Here is a 17471-nt window from a genome sequence, read left to right on the forward strand (position 1 = left end):
CCGTCACTCGGCGGGCATGGTCTCGGCCGGGGCGCCGTCCGACGGTTCGGGTTCGGCCCCCAGCGTGATCATCATCTCGGACAGGCGCCGGCGCAAGGTCTCGCTCAGCCCGTCCTTCTGCTGGATCTGGCGGATCAGCGACACCGCGTCGTCGTTGCGCCCGGCCTCGATCAGCGCCACGGCCTTCTGCTCCAGCGCCAGCAATTCGAAGGGCGCGCCGGGGCGCGACAGCTGGGTCAGCATCGCGTCCCGTTCCGACGCATCCATCGCGGGGCCCGAGATCATCACCAGCTTCAACCGCGCCAGGTCGGTCAGCACCGGATCGCCGGATTCCTGGGCGATGACGCCGCGCAGCGCCTCGGCCGCGGCCTCCGGGGTCCCGGTCTCGGTCCATTGCCCGGCCGCCAGCAGCGCCGCGATGGTCGCCCGCCCCGCCGAGCCCTGCGGATCGACCGCGGTGATCGCGGCCGGGTCGCCGCCCGCCTCGGCCGCCAGGATCGCGTCGCCCCAGGCCTGCGCCGCCTTGGCCTTGTTATGGGCCGAGACCTCGACCCAGATCGTGCCGCCGACCACGCCCAGGACCGCCACCACCGCGATCCAGCCATAGCGGCGGAACAGGCCGAACAGCCGCTCGCGCCGCAATTCGTCGGTCACCTCGTCGATGAAGCCGTAATTCGGGTCCGACATGGACTGCCTTCCGCTCTTTATCCGTTGCAGGCTGTCTTATACTGTGACGCGGGGGATTGCCAATGCCATGGCCGGCCCGGACAATGATCACAAATCGGCGCGAAAATGCCCAAAGAAACGGAGCGGGGATGATGTGGACCGAATATGACCTGCACTTGATGTCTTGGTGGCTGATCTTCGGGCTGGCGGTGGCGCTGGGTTTTGCCCTGCAGGACGATGACGACAGCCCGGCCGGCGGCTCTCCCTTCGACGGGCTGGACGATTTCGACCCGGCGGATTTCGACGCGGCGGTGATCGGCACCGATGGCGACGACGTGCTGACGGCCGAGGAAAACACCCCTTCCGCGATGGCCGGGCTGGGCGGCGACGACAGCATCACCGGGTCTCGCGACAGCGACTATATCCTGGGCGGCGCGGGCAACGACACGATCTTCGGGCGCGTCGGCATCGACACGATCCGGGCGGGCGCGGGCGACGACTATGCGCATGGCGGGCTGGGCACCGACTATATCTATGGCGGCAGCGGCGATGACACGCTGGATGGCGGCGGCAACAACGACCTGCTTTACGGCGAGGCGGGCGACGACCTGCTGATCGGCGGGCTGGGGCCGGACCTGCTGGTCGGCGGCGCGGGCAACGACACGCTGTCGGGCCTGTTCGAGGGCCGCGCCTCGGCCGCCAATGCGGGCCAGGCGGCGAATGACGGGCCGGACACGCTGCTGGGCGGCGAGGGCGATGACGAGCTGTGGCTGGGCATGGGCGATTTCGGCGAGGGCGGCGCGGGGGCCGACCATTTCATCGCCGACCACCGGGGCAGCCATGACGACGGCATCCGCACCGTCACCGATTTCAACCGCGACGAGGACATGCTGACCCTGCTGATCGACGAGCCGGCCGAGGGCGCGCCCCTGCCCGAGATCACCCAGGAGGTCAGCGAGGACGGCGCCGACCGGCTGGTGCTGGCGGACGGGGTGGCGGTGCTGCGCCTGGTCGGCGCGGGGGAGGGCGATCCGGTCGAGATCGCGCTGACCACCGAGCCGCCGGCCGCGGCCTGACGCTGCCCCCTGACGCTGCCCGGCGTCGCGCACGCCCTGCGGGCAACGAAAAAAGGGCCTGCCGGGATCTCCGGCAGGCCCTTCGCGTCCAGGTATCGCTGGCGATCAGAGCCGCGCGGCGACGGCTTCCCAGTTCACCAGCTTGTTCAGGAAGTTGTCCAGATAGGCCGGGCGCTTGTTGCGGAAGTCGATGTAGTAGGAATGTTCCCACACGTCGCAGCCCAGCAGCGCGGTCTGGCCGAAGCACAGCGGGTTCACGCCGTTCTCGGTCTTGGTGACCTTCAGGCTGCCGTCGCCATCCTTGACCAGCCAGGCCCAGCCCGAGCCGAACTGGCCGGCACCGGCGGCGGCGAATTCCTCCTTGAACTTGTCGACCGAACCGAAGGCCTCGGTCAGCGCCTTTTCAAGCTCGCCCGGAATGGATTTCTCGCCCGGACCCATCACTTCCCAGAACAGGTTGTGGTTCCAGTGCTGGCTGGCATTGTTGAAGATGCCGTTCTGCGCCACGGCGCCCGCCTGATAGGTGCCGCGGACGATGTCTTCCAGCGACTTGCCTTCCCACTCGGTCCCGGCGATCAGCTTGTTGCCATTGTCGACATAGGCCTTGTGGTGGATGTCGTGGTGGAATTCCAGCGTCTCCTTCGACATGCCGAGCGATTCGAGCGCATCGTGGGCATAGGGAAGATCGGGAAGCGTGAAAGCCATTTTCCTGTCCTTTCTTGAAGGGGTGAACCTCGCGTCGCGGGCACAGTCCCGCATTCGCGAGGTCAACGCAAGGGGGCGGGTGAGGTTCCGGGCGCAGAGGGCCGGGGGCGCACCCGCCGGCGGTGCCGGAGGGTATTTGGGCAACGAAGAAACGGCCGGGCGGGGCCTGGGCCGCGTCAGCGGGGCGCGAGGGTGCTGCCGGGAAGGGCGGCGTTCTTCAGGATCAGCGCCAGGTAGTCGGCGGTCGAGCGGAAGCCGATCACCCGGAAGCCGTCGGCCAGGCGCCAGAACCCCACCGCCACCTGCGCCGCGCGCGAGCGGCGCAGCCCGTCGGGCGGCAGCGCGGCCAGGTCGGTGGGCGAGAGCTTGGCGATCACGTCCGCCGCATGGCGGCCGGTCACGTCGAAGACCGCCCGCATGTCCGAGACATCGGCCAGCAGCGCATGTTCGCCGGCCAGGGCCTGTTCCAGCGCGGCCAGGGCCTCGGGCAGGTCCGCGGCGGGCAGGACCAGCAGCAATTCGTCCGGCGACATCCAGCCGAGGCTGCGGCTGCCGTCGCCGGTGATGCGTGCGACATCGGGCAGCGCCAGCCCGGCGGCCTCGGCGATGGCCTCGCCCGCGCAGTCCAGATCGGCGCGGATCTGGATCATGCCCAGCCCGTCCACGCGGGCAACCTGTGCCAGGGTCTCAGCCATTGGCGCGCGCTCCTTCCTTGTCGTAGAAGACCGGATCGACGATCCGCGCCTTCATCACCTCGCCCGAGGGCAGCGGGAATTCCAGCTCCTGCCCCATCCGTTCCGGCCCGTGCCGCACCAGCCCCATCGCGATCGGCCTGTCCAGCGTCGGCGAATGATAGCTGGAGGTCACCCGCCCCTGGGTCTTCTTCTGGCCGTTGGCGTTCACGCCCTGGTCGACCGCATAGGCGCCGTCCGGCAGCACCCTGCCGTCGAGGCTTTCCAGCCCCACCAGCCGCCAGCGCGCGCCGTCGGTCATGTGGCTGCGGGCATGGGCGCGCTTGCCGATATAGTCGGGCTTCTTCCTCGAGATCGCCCAGCCCAGGCCCAGGTCCTGCGGGATCGCCGTGCCGTCGGTTTCGTCGCCGATCATGATGAAGCCCTTTTCGGCGCGCATCACATGCATGGCCTCGGTCCCGTAGGGGGTCACGCCCAGGTCGCGGCCCGCCTCGTGCAGCCTTTCCCACAGTTCCAGCCCGCGCCCCGCCGGCACGGCGACCTCGAAGCTGAGTTCGCCCGAGAAGCTGATGCGGAAGACGCGGGCGGGGATGCCGGCCAGCTGCCCTTCGGCGAAACCCATGAAGGGCAGCGCCTCGGGCGACAGGTCGATGTCGCCGCCAAGCCGTTCCAGCAGCGTGTGGGCCTTGGGGCCGGCGACGGCGACCTGGGCGAATTGCTCGGTCAGGTTGGCGGTGAAGACCTTCCAGTCCCACCATTCGCATTGCAGCCAGTCCTCCATATGGCCGTGGATGCGTTCGGCCCCGCCGGTGGTGGTGTGGCAGAGCCATGTGTCCTGGGACAGGCGCACGACCACGCCGTCGTCGATCAGGAAGCCGTTCTCGTTGCACATGATGCCATAGCGGCACTTGCCCACCGGCAAGGTGGACATCATGCCGGTATAGATCATGTCGAGGAACCGCCCCGCATCCGGCCCCTTCACGACGATCTTGCCCAGGGTCGAGGCGTCCAGCGTGCCGACCGAACCCCGCACGGCCAGGATCTCGCGGTTGACCGCCGCATGGCGATCCTCGCCGGCGCGGGGATAGCAATAGGGGCGGCGCCAGTGGCCGACGGGCTCCCACGAGGCGCCGTGGCGGTCGTGCCAGCCATGCATCGGGGTCTTGCGCAGGGGCTGGAAGGCCTCGCCCCGCGCGTCGGCGGCGATGGTGGCAAGGGTCAGCGGCGCATAGGGCGGCCGGAAGGTGGTGGTGCCGGTCTGCGGGATCGGCTGGTTCAGCGCCCCGGACAGGATCGCCAGGCCGTTGATGTTGCTGACCTTGCCCTGGTCGGTGGCCATCCCCAACGTGGTGTATCGCTTGGTATGTTCCACCGAGGCATAGCCCTCGCGCGCGGCCAGCTCGACATCGCTGACCTTCACGTCGTTCTGGAAATCCAGCCACATCTTCGCGCGCGCCTTGGCGCCGGCATTCTGCGGCATCACCCAGACCGGCAGGGTGGGCCCTTCGTCACGTTCCAGATCGCCCGCGCAGCGCAGATCGCCATTGGCGGCGCCGGTGGCGCTGGCCATGGCCTGGCCGTCCGCCCCCAGCGGCGGGCGGTCGGGATCGGGGCGGAACATCGCCTGGCCCTCGTCCCAGGTCAGCTTGCCGCCGCAATGGCTGAACAGGTGGACGACCGGGGACCAGCCGCCCGACATGGCGACCACATCGCAATCATAGCCGCCGGTCACATGGCCGTCGCCCGACTGGCGGCAGATCGCCACGCCCTCGACATGGCGCGACCCGCGCACCCTGGCGATGCCCGAGCCGGTGACCACATCGACGCCGCGTTCGCGGACCGCATCGGGCAGCGGGCCGGTGGCATGGGGGCGGGCGTCGATGACGGCGGCCAGGTCCAGCCCGGCATCCAGCGCGACCAGCGCCGTGCGATAGGCGTCGTCGTTATTGGTCACGACCAGGAGGCGCTGGCCGGGCGCCACGCCGTAATCGACGATGAAATCCCGCACGGCCGAGGCCAGCATGACCCCCGGCACGTCGTTGCAGGCGAAGGCCAGCGGGCGTTCCAGCGCGCCGGTGGCGGCGATCACATGGCCCGCCCGGATCCGCCACAGCCGCTGGCGCGGGATGCCCTGGTTGGGATCGTGATCGGCCAGCGATTCACGGGCCAGCAGATAGCCGTGATCGTAAAGCCCGGTCGCCATCGTGTTGCGGCGCAGGGTGACGTTGTCGCGCCCGCGCAGGTCGTCCAGCAGCGCGGCGATGGCGGCCTCGCCCTCGGGCCCGTGATCGACCGGGGTGCGGCCGCCCCAATGCGGGTTCTGTTCCAGCACGATCACCCGGCCGCCCCTGTCGGCCGCCGCGCGCGCGGCCTGCAGCCCGGCGATGCCGCCGCCCACCACGACCAGGTCGGCATGGGCATAGGCCTGTTCATAGCGGTCCGGGTCGCGTTCCGCCGGCGCGCGGCCCAGGCCGGCGCTGCGGCGGATCAGCGGCTCGAACAGGTGTTTCCAGGCGGCACGGGGATGGATGAAGGTCTTGTAATAGAAGCCCGCCGGCAGCAGGGGCGCCAGCCAGCTGTTCACCGACATCAGGTCGGCATCCAGCGAGGGCCAGCAGTTCTGGCTGCGCAGCACCATGCCCGGCACCAGCGGCGTGGTCGTGGCGCGCTGGTTCGGCTCGAACCGGCCGCCCTGGCCCAGCCCGAACAGCGCATTGGGTTCCTCGGCGCCCGAGGCGAGGGGGCCGCGCGGGCGGTGATACTTGAAGGACCGGCCCATCATCATCTGGCCATTGGCCAGAAGCGCCGAGGCCAGCGTGTCGCCGGTCACCCCGCGCAGGTGGCGGCCGTCGAAGCGGAAGGGCAATTGCCAGGCGCGGTCGATCAGGCGGCCGCCCTTCGGCAGCCGGAAGGGGCGGGTATGGGTCATTCTGCTTGCGTCCAGTCGGCGGCGTTCGGGGCGGGGGTCCAGTCGGGGCGGGCGGCCTTGATCGCGGCGGTGATCTCATCGGGCGGATGCGGGGTCTGCGCCCTGTAGGTGCCGAAGACCTGCAGCGTCGCGGTGTCGCGGGCGGCAAGGAACCACTTGCCGCAGCCATAGGCGTGGCGCCAGCGTTCGAAATGCACGCCCTTGGGGTTCTGGCGCGCGAAAAGGTAATCCTCGAAGGCCTGGTCCGAGCCGCCGGGCCCCACGCGCTTCAGATGCGCCTCGCCGCCCGGCTGGAGTTCGGTTTCCTCGGCTTTGACGCCGCAATAGGGGCAGGTCAGGGTCAGCATCGGGGCAGGTCCTCGGCAAACAAAGGGAAGGCGTCCGTCCTGGGCGCCCGGCCGGACGGCCGATGCCAGCCCGGCCGCGGGGGCCCGGACTGGCGCATGGTCTGGACAGGGAAGCGGATCGGCCCGCCGGCGCCCGCCTTCGGCGGCAGGCCCGGCAGGCCCATCGCGGCCAGCATGCCGCGCGCCCCGCCGGCCATCGGGCGGCGGGGGGACAGATCCAGGGACGGCACGTCCCCGGACCTGCTGGCTATTCGCGGCGCCGGAGAAAGCCCGGCGCGAATGGCGTCACTCGACCGGAGCCATGGTATCGTCGGCCGGCGCTGCCGGATCGGCCATCGGGTCGGCAGCAGGATCGGCCAGCGGGTCGGCGGCAGGATCGGCAGGGGCCTCGACAGCAGCCGGCGCATCGACGGTTGCATCGGTTGCCGCGTCGTCTCCACCTCCGATGAAGAAGAACAGCAGGGCCACGACCACGACGACCGCGCCGATGATGATATAGAGTCGGTTGTTGTCCATATTCGTCCCTTTCGGTCTGCAGTTAGACAGAAACCGAATGGTATCCGGCCAACCAGGGTTCCAATGCGAAATGCCATCGGCGGAACCATGCCTAATGCGCCACGCCGGCGGCGACGGATTCGTCGATGAAGCGCCCCTCGCGGAAGCGGTTCAGCCCGAAATCCGCGGCCAGCGGGCCCGGCCTGCCCTGCGCCACCAGCTCCGCCATGGCCCAGCCGGAACCGGGGATCGCCTTGAAGCCCCCGGTTCCCCAACCGCAATTGACGAAGATGTTACCCACCGGCGTCGCCGACAGGATGGGAGAGCGGTCGCCGGTCATGTCCACGATGCCGCCCCATTGCCGCAGCATCTTCAGCCGCGAGATCATCGGGAATGTCTCCACCAGCGCGCGGACGGTTTCCTCGACATGGTGCCAGCTGCCGCGCTGGGTGAAGTTGTTGAACCCGTCGGTGCCGCCGCCGATCACCATCTCGCCCTTGTCGGATTGCGACAGGTAGCCGTGGACGGTGTTGGCCATCACCACCACGTCCATGCAGGGCTTGATCGGTTCCGAGACCAGCGCCTGCAGGGCGACGCTTTCGATCGGCAGGCGGAAGCCAGCCATTTCGGCCAACTGGCTGGAATGGCCGGCGACGACCAGCGCCAGCTTCCCGCAGCCGATGCGGCCCTTGCTGGTATCGACGGCGCGGACCTGGCCGCCTTCGGTCTCGATCCCCGTGACCTCGCAATTCTGGATGATGTGCATCCCCATGTCGGAACAGGCCCGCGCATAGCCCCAGGCCACCGCGTCATGCCGCGCCGTGCCGCCGCGCGGCTGATAAAGCCCGCCGAGGACCGGATAGCGCGGCCCGTCCAGGTTGATGATCGGCACCAGCTCCTTCAGCCGGGCGGGCTCGATCCATTCGGTGGCCACGCCCTGCAGGTGGTTGGCATAGGCCGTGCGCTTGTAGCCCCTGACCTCGTGCTCGGTCTGGGCCAGCATGATCAGCCCGCGCGGGCTGAACATCACGTTGTAGTTCAGGTCCTGCGACAGGGTTTCATAGAGCTGCAGCGACTTGTCATAGATCGCCGCCGAGGGGTCCTGCAGATAGTTCGACCGGATGATCGTCGTGTTGCGCCCGGTATTGCCGCCGCCCAGCCAGCCCTTCTCGATCACCGCGACATCGGTGATGCCGAAATTGCGGCCCAGGTAATAGGCCGTGGCCAGCCCGTGCCCGCCCGCGCCGACGATCACCACCTGATAGCGGTCGCGGGGCTGGGGGCTGGTCCAGGCGCGGGTCCAGCCGGAATGCTGGCGCAGGGCCTCTCGGGCGATGGCGAAGACGGAATAGCGGCGGGAAGGCATGGGGTTCGGCATATCGGTCCCTGACTGGCTTCAGCCCAACATGAAGCGATGGCCGTTCCGGCTCAAGACTTCTTGCGGCGGATCGCGGCAGAATCCGACCGGGGCGGCGGGGCGGCGCCGGTTTCGCGGGCCCGCCCCTGCGGCATGGTTGCGCTTTCGGTTCGCGCGATTCCCGACTAGGACTGGGCCAAGCTGGAGGTAAGCGATGTTCTGGATACTCTGCGCGGCGCTGGTGGTGATCGTCATGGTGGCGGTGATGATGCCGTTCCTGCGCGCGCGCGATGCGGCCCAGCCCGCGGCCGCCTATGACCTGCGCGTCTATCGCGATCAGCTGCGCGAGGTCGACCGCGACCTGGAGCGCGGCGTCATCGGCGCCGACGAGGCCGCCCGCCTGCGCATCGAGATCGGCCGCAAGGTGCTGGAGGCCGACCGCCACCTGTCCGACGCGCCGGGGTCCTCGGGGCGCGGCACCCTGATCGGCGCGGCGCTGGTGCTGGTGGTGCTGATCGGCGGCGCGGTCGCGCTCTATCTGCGCGAGGGGATGCCGGGGGCGCCGGACCAGCCGCTGCTGCAACGCTTCGCCGATGCGCAGGCCGCCTATGACAGCCGCCCCAGCCAGGCCGAGGCCGAGGCCGGCGCCCCCGCCCGGCAGGCCCTGCCCGAGCCCGACGAGGATTACCTGCGGCTGATCGAGCAGCTGCGCGAGGCCGTGGCGCGCAATCCCGACGATATCGAGGGGCTGGCGCTGCTGGCGACGCATGAATTGCGGCTGGGCAATATCGGCGCGGCGCGCGACGCGCAGGCGCATCTGGTCCAGCTGCGCGGCGACCAGGCCAGCGCCGACGACCTGGTGCGCCTGGCCACGCTGATGATCGAGGCCGCCGGCGGGCTGATCACCCCCGAATCCGAACAGGTGCTGGCCCGCGGCCTGCAGCGCCAGCCCGGCCATCCGCAGGGCCGCTATCTGCTGGGGATGATGCAGCTTCAGAACGGCCGGCCCGACCGCGCCTTCCCGATCTGGCGCCGCCTGCTGGAGGAAGGACCCGAAACCGCGCCCTGGATCCCCTCGATCCGCGCGGCGATCGGCGACCTGGCATGGTATGCGGGCGTGCCCGACTATCAGCCGCCCGCGCCCCGCCCCGCCCCCGGCCCTGCCGTGCCGCAGCCCGGTCCCGATGCCGATGCGCTGGCCGCGGCCGAGGACATGACGCCGGAAGAGCGCCAGCAGATGATCGAGGGCATGGTCGTGCAGCTGGAAACCCGGCTGGCCGAACAGGGCGGCAGCCCGCAGGAATGGGGCCGGCTGATCTCGTCCCTGGCGGTGCTGGGCGAGACCGCGCGCGCCGCCGAGATCTGGGCCGATGCGCAGCAGGTCTTCGCCGACTCGCCCCCGGCGCTGGCCGTGGTCCGGGCCGCGGCGCAGCAGGCGGGGCTGGTCGAATGATCCACGAGGACATGGCCGACTTCGCCGCCGCCCTGCCCGGTCCGGGGGCGCTGGCGGGGCTGGACCTGGGCACCAAGACCATCGGCGTGGCGGTCAGCGATTCGATGCGGCAGGTGGCCTCGCCGATCACCGTCATCAAGCGGCGCAAGTTCACGCTGGACGCCGCCGAGCTGCTGGCCATCGCCGGGGATCGCGGGCTGGTCGGGCTGGTGCTGGGCCTGCCGCGCAACATGGACGGCAGCGAAGGCCCGCGCGCGCAATCCACCCGCGCCTTCGCCCGCAACCTGTCGCGCCTGACCGACCTGCCGATCGGCTTCTGGGACGAGCGCCTCTCGACCGTCGCCGCCGAGCGCGCGCTCCTGGAGGCCGACACCTCGCGCAAGCGCCGGGCCGAGGTGATCGACCAGGTCGCGGCGGGCTATATCCTGCAAGGCGCGCTGGACCGGCTGCGGCACCTGTCGCCGCCGCGCGGGTAACACCCGCGCACGGCGCTCCCGGCCAAGCGGCAGCGTCCGGGACGGGCTTCGCCCGTTCGGTCCCGCCCGTTCGGCCCCGCCTGCCGGCACGCCTTGCCGCGCCGCCTTTGTCCGGGGCAACATGGCGCGACCAGATCACGGGGCCATCCATGACCGACAGCCAAGCCGCGCCGCTTTCCCCTTGCGTGAACATCTGCGTCATGCACCCGCGCGAGGGGCTCTGCGTCGGCTGCCTGCGCACGATGGATGAGATCATCGCCTGGGGCAGCCTGACCAACGCCCGGCGGCGCGAGATCATGGCGGAACTGCCCGCCCGCAAGCCGCGGATCGGCAAGCGGCGCGACCGGGGCATCCCGAGCGCGCGCTGAAGCGGTGGAAATGCCTCAGTCCAGCCGGATCCGCACCCGGCGCACATTGCTGCCGACGCGGTGGCGCACCTCGTCGGGCTCCGAGGCGACCGCCTGCATCAGCGCCCGCATGTCGCCGCGCATGGTGTTCAACTGGTCGATCAGCGACATCACCATGGCCAGCGCGTCGTCCTGCAGCTCGTAGCATTCGCTGAGGTCGCACAGCAGCTGCAGCCGGGCCAGGTCGGCCTCGCGATAGGCGGGACCCTGGGGCGTGGCCAGCGGCGACACGACCCGCGCCCGCACGAAGGCGCCGAGGCGCGAGGCGGTCAGGTCGGCGACGATGGCGATGGTCTCGGCCTCGGAATAGTGGCGGCTCATCAGTTCGCTCCCCCCGCTTTCATCTTCGCGCGCGGATCATAGGCATGGCTCTTGCGCCATTCCTCGATGAATGCCGCCAGCTCGTCATCGACCTTGGGCGGCATCACGATGCGCAGCTCGACCTGCTGGTCGCCCCCCTTGATCCCGCGCCCGCGCAGGCGCAGCTTCTGGCCGGAACTGGCGCCCTTCGGAATGGACAGGTTCACCGGCCCGTCGATGGTCGGCACGGCGACCTTGCCGCCCAGGACCGCCTCGTCCAGCGAGATCGGCAGGGTCAGCAGGATGTCGTCGCCCTCGCGCCGGAAATCGGGATGCGGGGCGACCGAGATGGTCAGATAGGCGTCGCCCGGCCCGCCCTGGCCCATGCCGGCGCCGCCCTTGCCCTTCAGCCGGATGGTCTGGCCGTCGCGCACGCCCTTGGGGATCGTGACCTCCAGGTTGCCGCCCTCGGGCAGGGTGATGCGGGTCTTGCCGCCGCGCGCGGCGGTCATGAAATCCACCTCCAGCGCGAAGCGGTAATCCTGCCCGCGCATGTGGAATTCCTGCCCGCCCCGGCCACCGCCGAAGCCCCCGCCACCGAAGCCGCCGCCGCGACGGCCGAACAGGTCGGCGAAGACATCCGACAGGTCGGGATCGCCCTCGAAGCCATAGCCCTGCGCATAGGGATTGCCCGCCGCCTCGGCATGTTCGCGGTAATAGCGGCGCTGCGGGCGTTCCTGGCCCTGCGCGTCGATCTCGCCCGCGTCGAAGCGGCGGCGCTGCTCGGGGTCCTTCAGCAATTCATAGGCCGCCGAGGCCGCCTTGAAGCGTTCCGCCGCCGCCGGGTCGGGATTGAGGTCGGGGTGGTCGGTCTTGGCGATCCTGCGATAGGCTTTCTTGATCTCGGCCTCGGTCGCCGTCTTGTCCAGCCCCAGCGCTGAATATGGATCGCCCGCCATGCCCGGCCCCCGTCCGTTTTCCTTCATATCAAACAGATAGGGGCCGGTTCGGTTTCATCAATAGGGCATCGGATGTTCGCGGTTCAGATCGTCGATGGCGCCGCAGAGGTCGCGGTCGGGCACCCGGCCCAGCCCCGCGACCAGGTGTTCAAGCTGCTGCAGCGAGGTCGCGCCGATGATCGGCACGGTCTTGAAGGGGCGGGTCAGCTGCCAGCCGATCGCCAGGTGCACGATGTCCCAGCCATGCTTGCGCGCCAGCTCGACATAGGCATCCGCCGCCCGCAGGCCGCGCTGCGTCTTGCGCCCGCCCAGGTTGCCCTTGCCGCCATGGCCCACATCGACCGCCGCGCGGCTGCCCTCGGGCATGGCGCCGCCGCTGTATTTGCCGGTCAGCATCCCCGCCGCCAGCGGCGAATAGGACAGCAGCGTCACGTCCTCGTTCACCGCCGCCTCGGCCAGGTCGGTGTCATAAAGCCGGCAGAGCAGCGAATATTCGTTCTGGATCGCCGCGATGCGCGGCCCGCCCATCCGCTCGGCCGTGTCGATCCAGCGCGTCAGGCCCCATGCGCTGTCGTTGGACAGGCCGACGGCGCGGATCTTGCCCGCCTGCCGCGCCGCCTCCAGCGCGCCCAGCACGTCGGCCATGTGATCCAGCGTCTGCTGCTTGACCTGCCCCGAGGGGTCATAGCTCCAGTTCTGCCGGAAGGCATAGCTGCCGCGCACCGGCCAGTGCATCTGATAAAGGTCGATCCGGTCGGTGCCGAAGCGGCGCAGCGACTCCTCGATGGCGGCGGTCACGGTGGCGCCGTCGAAGGGCCGCCCCTCGCGCAGGACCTGCCCCGGCCCGCTGATCTTGGTCGCCAGCTCCACCCGGTCGCGATGCCCGGTCCGGGCCAGCCAGCTGCCGATGATCTCCTCGGACCGGCCCGCCGTCTCCAGCCGCACCGGGTTCACCGGATACATCTCGGCGCAGTCCATGAAGGTCATCCCGACCTCCAGCGCGCGGTCCATCTGGGCATGGGCATCCGCCTCGTCCGTCTGGTTGCCGAAGGTCATGGTGCCAAGGCAGATCTCGCTGACCTCGACATCGCTGCCACCCAGTTTCACGCGCTTCATCGCCGTTCCCTCGTCGTTGTGCGGCGGCAAAGCTAGCGATAACGGACGCGGACGCAAGACCGGAGCCGGGCCGTCATGGAACCGTCATCTGTTGAAGAAGGGTAACACTTGCGCGTTTTCCCGGAAAAACACGACTCGATCACGCAGCATTCCTTGCCGCGACGGGGCGCGATTGCTAGGTTCGGAACATGATCACGCAAAAGATGAAGTATGCGCTCAAGGCGCTGATGGTGCTGGGCGACGAACGCGCCGGCACCGGCGCGTCGTTGCGGATCGAGGAAATCGCCAAGCGCTCGGGCGCGCCCAAGCGGTTCCTGGAACATATCCTGCTGGAGATCCGCAATGCCGGCATCATCGCCTCGACCCGCGGCCGATCGGGCGGCTATACGCTGATCAAGGATCCGGCCCAGATCTCGATCCCGGAACTGTTGCGGCTGATCGACGGACCCATCGCGCCCCTGCCCTGCCTGTCGCGCAAGGCCTATCAGCGATGCGAGGATTGCACGGACGAGGCAAGCTGCCGCCTGCGCCGCGTTTTCGCCGAGGTTTTCTGGTCCTATCTGCTGATCATCGAATCGCTGACTCTGGCCGACATGCTGAAGGGCGCACCCGTGTCGGGCATGCTTCTGGACGCCTCGGAACCGGCTGCCTGATCCGCCTAGAAGGCTGATTTCAAAAGCTATTCAAACAGCAAATCGTGCCCTGCACAGGGGTCGCGACAGAGAATTTTCTTCTCCAATCACGGCAAAATTAGTCGTTTTTATTCTGTTGCAAATCTACAGTTCGTCTGTCGTGATTACAGGGTAACGGCGCGCCGCCCGGCCGCCGCCTGAAGGGAGACAGCGATGATCACGACGATCAGGATTTCGGACCGCATCACCGCACAGGGCGAAGAGATCGCCAAGGAGGCCGATGGCCGTGTCACGATCGCGACCGGCCTGCACATGCTGACCGGCTGGCCGGTGACCCGGCTTCTGAAATCGGCGGCCGCCGCGCTGGCGCTGGCCATGGTGACGCTGGCGCCGCAGGCCCAGGCCCAGTCGCTGCTGAATGTCAGCTATGACCCGACCCGCGAATTCTATCGCGACTACAATGCCGCCTTCGCCAGGCATTGGGAAAGCCTCGGCAACAGCGCGCCGACGATCGAGACCTCGCATGGCGGTTCCGGCTCTCAGGCGCGGGCGGTGGTCGACGGGCTGAACGCGCAGGTGGTGACGCTGGCGCTGGCCGCCGATATCGACCGCGTCGCCGAGGCCGGCAAGCTGCCCGAGGACTGGCAGGCGCAGCTGCCGCACAATTCCAGCCCCTATACCTCGACCATCGTGTTCCTGGTCCGCAAGGGCAACCCGAAGGAGCTGAACGACTGGGGCGATCTGGTCGAAGAGGGCGTCCAGGTGATCACGCCGAACCCGAAGACCTCGGGCGGGGCGCGCTGGAACTATCTGGCCGCCTGGGCCTGGGCGGAAAAGAACGGCCAGGATCCGCAGGAATTCGTCGGCAAGCTCTACAAGAACACGCCGGTGCTGGACAACGCGGCGCGCGGCTCGACCACGACCTTCGCGCAGCGCGGCATTGGCGACGTGCTGCTGGCCTGGGAAAACGAGGCCTATCTGGCCCTGAAGGAACTGGGCGAGGATCAGTTCGACATCGTCGTGCCCTCGGTCTCGGTCCTGGCCGAGCCGCCGGTGGCGCTGGTCGAGGGCAATATCGCCAACGATGCGCAGCGCGAGCTGGCGAATGAATACCTGAACTACCTCTATTCGCCCGAAGCGCAGGCGCTGGCCTTCAAGCACTTCTACCGCGCCTGGGACACCTCGGCCGCCGCGCCCGAGGATGTCGAGCGCTTCCCCGAGGTGGAGCTGGTCGACATCGAGAGCTTCGGCGGCTGGAAGCAGGTCCAGGACGAGCATTTCGGCGACGGCGGCATCTTCGACCAGATCTACGTCCCGCAGTGAGTTCGCCCATGGCACGCCCGCTGATCCACCGATCCCCGATGCCCGGCCTGGGGCTGTCCGCCGGGATCACCCTGACCATGCTGTCGCTGGTCGTGCTTCTGCCCATCGGCGCCCTGCTTCTGCAGGGCGCCAATTTCGGCCTGTCCAACATCTGGGCGACGGTGAACCGGCCGCGCGTCTGGGCGGCGCTGTACCTGTCCTTCCGGCTGTCGCTTTTCGCCGCGATCTTCAACCTGGTCTTCGGCGTGCTGCTGGCCTGGGTGCTGGTGCGCTATCGCTTCCCCGGCCGCCGTATCCTCGACGCCGCGGTCGACCTGCCCTTCGCGCTGCCGACCGCCGTCGCGGGCATCGCGCTGACCGCGCTCTATGCCCCGAACGGTGTGCTGGGCGGCTTTGCCCGCGACTGGCTGGCGCCCCTGGGCAACCTGGTCTTCGGCCCCTTCGGCGCCCAGTTCACCGGCAAGATCGCCTATACGCAGCTGGGGATCTTCATCGCGCTGGTCTTCGTCGGCCTGCCCTTCGTGACCCGCACCGTCCAGCCCGTCGTCGAGGAGATCGAGCGCGAGGTCGAGGAAGCCTCGGCCACGCTCGGCGCCTCGCGCGCCTACACGATCCGCCGCGTCATCCTGCCGATGCTGTCGCCCGCCGCCCTGACCGGCTTCGCGCTGGCCCTGGCGCGCGCGGTCGGCGAATACGGCTCGGTCATCTTCATCGCGGGCAACATCCCGATGCTGACCGAGATCGCGCCCTTGCTGATCGTGATCCAGCTGGAGGAGTTCAACTATGACGCCGCCGCCGCCATCGGCATCGCCATGCTGGCGATCTCCTTCGCGATGCTGCTGGCGATCAACCTGATCCAGATCTGGAGCCGCCGGAGAATCGGTCATGTCTGATACCACCCTTCCCGTCAGCGCCCGGCCCAGCCATTTCCGCGCCGCGACGGACGAAACCCCGACGGCCCGCCGCGTCATGATCGGCCTTGCGGTCGGCGGGCTGCTGCTGCTGGTCTTCGCGCCGCTGATCGCGGTCTTCGCCGAGGCGCTGGCGCGCGGCTGGGGCGCGGCGATCGCCAGCCTGGGCAACCGCGATTCGCTGGCCGCGATCCGGCTGACGCTGACCATCGCGGCGATCTCGGTGCCGCTGAACGCCGCCTTCGGCATCGCCGCCGCCTGGTTCATCACCAAGTTCGACTTTCGCGGCAAGGCCTTCCTGATCACGCTGATCGACCTGCCCTTCTCGGTCAGCCCGGTCGTCGCGGGCCTGTGCATCGTTCTGATGTTCGGCGCCAATTCCGCCATCGGCGGCTGGCTGGTCGCGAATGGCTATCCCATCGTCTTCGCCCTGCCCGGCATCGTCCTGGCCACCATGTTCGTGACCTTCCCCTTCGTCGCGCGCGAACTGATCCCGGTGATGATCGAGCAGGGCCGCGCCGAGGAGGAGGCCGCGCTGACGCTTGGCGCCTCGGGCTGGCGGACCTTCTGGACCGTGACCGTCCCGAACATCAAATGGGCGCTGCTCTACGGCGTGCTGCTGTGCAATGCCCGCGCGATGGGCGAATTCGGCGCGGTCGCCGTGGTCTCGGGCAAGATCCGCGGCCAGACCGCCACCATGCCGATCACCATCGAGATGCTCTACAACGAATATCTTTCGGTCGCGGCCTTCTCGCTGGCGGCGGTGCTGACGCTGCTGGCGCTGCTGACGCTGCTGTTCAAGACGCTGCTGGAACGGCATGTCGCCGGGCAGATCGCCGCAAATCACCGACACTGAATCGCCACTCACAGGAGGCGCGAATGCATATCGACATCGACGAAATCGCGAAGACCTTCGGCACCACCGCCGCGCTGCATCCGGTCTCGCTGGCGATCCCCTCGGGGGCGCTGGTCGCGCTTCTGGGCCCCTCGGGCTCGGGCAAGACCACGCTGCTGCGGATCCTGGGTGGGCTGGAATATCCCAGTTCGGGGCGGGTGCTGTTCAACGGCCAGGACGCGACCGGCATGACCGTGCAGGAACGCCGCGCGGGCTTCGTGTTCCAGTCCTATGCGCTGTTTCGGCACATGACCGTGTTCGAGAACATCGCCTATGGGCTGAAGGCGCGCCCGCGCGGCTCTCGCCCGCCGCGGGCCGAGATCGCGCGGCGGGTGAACAAGCTGCTGTCGCTGATCCAGCTGCCCGATATCGGCGCGCGCTATCCCAGCCAGCTGTCGGGCGGCCAGCGCCAGCGCGTGGCGCTGGCCCGCGCCCTGGCGATCGAGCCCCGGATGCTGCTGCTGGACGAGCCCTTCGGGGCGCTGGACGCCAAGGTGCGCAAGGAATTGCGCCAGGGGCTGCGCGACATCCATGACGAGACTGGGCTGACCACCGTCTTCGTCACCCACGACCAGGACGAGGCGATGGAACTGGCCGATCTGGTGGTGGTGATGTCGATGGGCCGGATCGAGCAGATCGGCCGCCCGCAGGACATCCGCGCCACGCCGGCCACGCCCTTCGTGCGCGAGTTCATCACCCACTAGCCTTCGCCATCGGCGGAACCCGAAGCGG

General features: G+C 69.0%; 19 protein-coding genes. 9 read left to right on the forward strand and 10 right to left on the reverse strand.

Annotated features, from left to right (window positions below; translation table 11 throughout):
* Nucleotides 1-3: 3 nt before the first annotated feature.
* Nucleotides 4-687 carry a tetratricopeptide repeat protein gene (locus tag C9E82_RS00365; protein ID WP_119898338.1) on the reverse strand — a complete coding sequence of 228 codons (684 nt, stop codon included), beginning with the start codon at nt 685-687 and terminating at the stop codon, nt 4-6.
* Between the two features lie 131 nt (nt 688-818).
* Between C9E82_RS00365 and C9E82_RS00370 the strand changes: the two genes are divergently transcribed.
* Nucleotides 819-1742 (forward strand): calcium-binding protein, encoded by a 924-nt coding sequence (locus C9E82_RS00370; RefSeq protein ID WP_183154023.1) that lies wholly within the window; start codon nt 819-821, stop codon nt 1740-1742.
* A gap of 105 nt (nt 1743-1847) precedes the next feature.
* On the opposite strand, the gene C9E82_RS00375 is transcribed toward C9E82_RS00370, so the two are convergent.
* The 6 genes from C9E82_RS00375 to C9E82_RS00405 form a co-directional block, all read right to left on the reverse strand.
* Nucleotides 1848-2447: a superoxide dismutase gene (locus C9E82_RS00375; protein WP_119898340.1), complete on the reverse strand. Its 600-nt coding sequence runs from the start codon at nt 2445-2447 to the stop codon at nt 1848-1850.
* A gap of 176 nt (nt 2448-2623) precedes the next feature.
* Nucleotides 2624-3142, reverse strand: a complete 519-nt coding sequence (locus tag C9E82_RS00380; protein ID WP_119898341.1) for a sarcosine oxidase subunit gamma — start codon at nt 3140-3142, stop codon at nt 2624-2626.
* Nucleotides 3135-6068: a sarcosine oxidase subunit alpha family protein gene (locus C9E82_RS00385; RefSeq protein ID WP_119898342.1), complete on the reverse strand. Its 2934-nt coding sequence runs from the start codon at nt 6066-6068 to the stop codon at nt 3135-3137. The genes C9E82_RS00380 and C9E82_RS00385 overlap by 8 nt, the downstream gene beginning before the upstream one ends.
* The gene (locus C9E82_RS00390) at nt 6065-6415 is read right to left on the reverse strand and encodes a sarcosine oxidase subunit delta (protein WP_122449159.1); all 351 of its coding nucleotides are present in this window, start codon (nt 6413-6415) and stop codon (nt 6065-6067) included. The genes C9E82_RS00385 and C9E82_RS00390 overlap by 4 nt, the downstream gene beginning before the upstream one ends.
* Nucleotides 6416-6700: 285 nt before the next feature.
* On the reverse strand, nt 6701-6931 hold the full coding sequence (locus tag C9E82_RS00400) for a hypothetical protein (protein ID WP_119898765.1): 231 nt from the start codon (nt 6929-6931) through the stop codon (nt 6701-6703).
* A 91-nt stretch (nt 6932-7022) separates the two neighbouring features.
* Nucleotides 7023-8276 (reverse strand): sarcosine oxidase subunit beta family protein, encoded by a 1254-nt coding sequence (locus tag C9E82_RS00405; RefSeq protein WP_119898796.1) that lies wholly within the window; start codon nt 8274-8276, stop codon nt 7023-7025.
* A 205-nt stretch (nt 8277-8481) separates the two neighbouring features.
* On the opposite strand from C9E82_RS00405, the gene ccmI reads away from it, so the two are divergent.
* The 3 genes from ccmI (at nt 8482) to C9E82_RS00420 (ending at nt 10564) form a co-directional block, all read left to right on the forward strand.
* Nucleotides 8482-9720, forward strand: a complete 1239-nt coding sequence (ccmI, locus tag C9E82_RS00410; protein WP_119898766.1) for a c-type cytochrome biogenesis protein CcmI — start codon at nt 8482-8484, stop codon at nt 9718-9720.
* Nucleotides 9717-10196: a Holliday junction resolvase RuvX gene (gene ruvX, locus C9E82_RS00415; RefSeq protein WP_119898767.1), complete on the forward strand. Its 480-nt coding sequence runs from the start codon at nt 9717-9719 to the stop codon at nt 10194-10196. Before ccmI ends, ruvX begins: the two co-directional genes overlap by 4 nt.
* A 149-nt stretch (nt 10197-10345) precedes the next feature.
* A complete protein-coding gene (locus C9E82_RS00420; RefSeq protein WP_119898768.1) occupies nt 10346-10564 on the forward strand; it encodes a DUF1289 domain-containing protein in 219 nt (72 codons plus the stop codon).
* A gap of 15 nt (nt 10565-10579) precedes the next feature.
* Here C9E82_RS00420 and C9E82_RS00425 read toward each other — a convergent pair whose 3' ends face one another.
* Genes C9E82_RS00425 through C9E82_RS00435 form a run of 3 tightly spaced genes read right to left on the reverse strand, consistent with a single transcriptional unit; the run spans nt 10580 to nt 12978 of the window.
* Complete coding sequence (locus tag C9E82_RS00425) at nt 10580-10924, reverse strand: hypothetical protein (protein ID WP_240643586.1); 345 nt, start codon at nt 10922-10924, stop codon at nt 10580-10582.
* Nucleotides 10924-11862: a DnaJ C-terminal domain-containing protein gene (locus tag C9E82_RS00430; protein WP_119898770.1), complete on the reverse strand. Its 939-nt coding sequence runs from the start codon at nt 11860-11862 to the stop codon at nt 10924-10926. The genes C9E82_RS00425 and C9E82_RS00430 overlap by 1 nt, the downstream gene beginning before the upstream one ends.
* Nucleotides 11863-11919: 57 nt before the next feature.
* Nucleotides 11920-12978: an aldo/keto reductase gene (locus C9E82_RS00435; RefSeq protein ID WP_119898771.1), complete on the reverse strand. Its 1059-nt coding sequence runs from the start codon at nt 12976-12978 to the stop codon at nt 11920-11922.
* 188 nt (nt 12979-13166) lie between these two features.
* On the opposite strand from C9E82_RS00435, the gene C9E82_RS00440 reads away from it, so the two are divergent.
* The 5 genes from C9E82_RS00440 to C9E82_RS00460 all read left to right on the forward strand — a co-directional run bounded on the left by C9E82_RS00440 (nt 13167) and on the right by C9E82_RS00460 (nt 17443).
* A complete protein-coding gene (locus tag C9E82_RS00440; RefSeq protein ID WP_119898772.1) occupies nt 13167-13631 on the forward strand; it encodes an RrF2 family transcriptional regulator in 465 nt (154 codons plus the stop codon).
* A gap of 291 nt (nt 13632-13922) precedes the next feature.
* Nucleotides 13923-14933: a sulfate ABC transporter substrate-binding protein gene (locus C9E82_RS00445; protein ID WP_240643587.1), complete on the forward strand. Its 1011-nt coding sequence runs from the start codon at nt 13923-13925 to the stop codon at nt 14931-14933.
* Between the two features lie 8 nt (nt 14934-14941).
* Nucleotides 14942-15826: a sulfate ABC transporter permease subunit CysT gene (cysT, locus tag C9E82_RS00450; RefSeq protein ID WP_119898774.1), complete on the forward strand. Its 885-nt coding sequence runs from the start codon at nt 14942-14944 to the stop codon at nt 15824-15826.
* The gene (gene cysW / locus C9E82_RS00455) at nt 15819-16700 is read left to right on the forward strand and encodes a sulfate ABC transporter permease subunit CysW (RefSeq protein WP_119898775.1); all 882 of its coding nucleotides are present in this window, start codon (nt 15819-15821) and stop codon (nt 16698-16700) included. Before cysT ends, cysW begins: the two co-directional genes overlap by 8 nt.
* Before the next feature lie 23 nt (nt 16701-16723).
* Nucleotides 16724-17443 (forward strand): sulfate/molybdate ABC transporter ATP-binding protein, encoded by a 720-nt coding sequence (locus C9E82_RS00460; protein WP_119898776.1) that lies wholly within the window; start codon nt 16724-16726, stop codon nt 17441-17443.
* Nucleotides 17444-17471 lie beyond the last annotated feature (28 nt).

Source organism: Paracoccus sigandri, from assembly GCF_003709565.1.
Taxonomy (GTDB): domain Bacteria; phylum Pseudomonadota; class Alphaproteobacteria; order Rhodobacterales; family Rhodobacteraceae; genus Paracoccus; species Paracoccus siganidrum.

Excerpts from the sequence above, each read along its gene's own strand:
- C9E82_RS00365 (WP_119898338.1), bottom strand. The coding sequence starts at position 687 with ATGTCGGACCCGAATTACGGCTTCATCGACGAGGTGACCGACGAATTG.
- C9E82_RS00370 (WP_183154023.1), top strand. The coding sequence starts at position 819 with ATGTGGACCGAATATGACCTGCACTTGATGTCTTGGTGGCTGATCTTC.
- C9E82_RS00375 (WP_119898340.1), bottom strand. The coding sequence starts at position 2,447 with ATGGCTTTCACGCTTCCCGATCTTCCCTATGCCCACGATGCGCTCGAA.
- C9E82_RS00380 (WP_119898341.1), bottom strand. The coding sequence starts at position 3,142 with ATGGCTGAGACCCTGGCACAGGTTGCCCGCGTGGACGGGCTGGGCATG.
- C9E82_RS00385 (WP_119898342.1), bottom strand. The coding sequence starts at position 6,068 with ATGACCCATACCCGCCCCTTCCGGCTGCCGAAGGGCGGCCGCCTGATC.
- C9E82_RS00390 (WP_122449159.1), bottom strand. The coding sequence starts at position 6,415 with ATGCTGACCCTGACCTGCCCCTATTGCGGCGTCAAAGCCGAGGAAACC.
- C9E82_RS00400 (WP_119898765.1), bottom strand. The coding sequence starts at position 6,931 with ATGGACAACAACCGACTCTATATCATCATCGGCGCGGTCGTCGTGGTC.
- C9E82_RS00405 (WP_119898796.1), bottom strand. The coding sequence starts at position 8,276 with ATGCCTTCCCGCCGCTATTCCGTCTTCGCCATCGCCCGAGAGGCCCTG.
- ccmI (WP_119898766.1), top strand. The coding sequence starts at position 8,482 with ATGTTCTGGATACTCTGCGCGGCGCTGGTGGTGATCGTCATGGTGGCG.
- ruvX (WP_119898767.1), top strand. The coding sequence starts at position 9,717 with ATGATCCACGAGGACATGGCCGACTTCGCCGCCGCCCTGCCCGGTCCG.
- C9E82_RS00420 (WP_119898768.1), top strand. The coding sequence starts at position 10,346 with ATGACCGACAGCCAAGCCGCGCCGCTTTCCCCTTGCGTGAACATCTGC.
- C9E82_RS00425 (WP_240643586.1), bottom strand. The coding sequence starts at position 10,924 with ATGAGCCGCCACTATTCCGAGGCCGAGACCATCGCCATCGTCGCCGAC.
- C9E82_RS00430 (WP_119898770.1), bottom strand. The coding sequence starts at position 11,862 with ATGGCGGGCGATCCATATTCAGCGCTGGGGCTGGACAAGACGGCGACC.
- C9E82_RS00435 (WP_119898771.1), bottom strand. The coding sequence starts at position 12,978 with ATGAAGCGCGTGAAACTGGGTGGCAGCGATGTCGAGGTCAGCGAGATC.
- C9E82_RS00440 (WP_119898772.1), top strand. The coding sequence starts at position 13,167 with ATGATCACGCAAAAGATGAAGTATGCGCTCAAGGCGCTGATGGTGCTG.
- C9E82_RS00445 (WP_240643587.1), top strand. The coding sequence starts at position 13,923 with ATGCTGACCGGCTGGCCGGTGACCCGGCTTCTGAAATCGGCGGCCGCC.
- cysT (WP_119898774.1), top strand. The coding sequence starts at position 14,942 with ATGGCACGCCCGCTGATCCACCGATCCCCGATGCCCGGCCTGGGGCTG.
- cysW (WP_119898775.1), top strand. The coding sequence starts at position 15,819 with ATGTCTGATACCACCCTTCCCGTCAGCGCCCGGCCCAGCCATTTCCGC.
- C9E82_RS00460 (WP_119898776.1), top strand. The coding sequence starts at position 16,724 with ATGCATATCGACATCGACGAAATCGCGAAGACCTTCGGCACCACCGCC.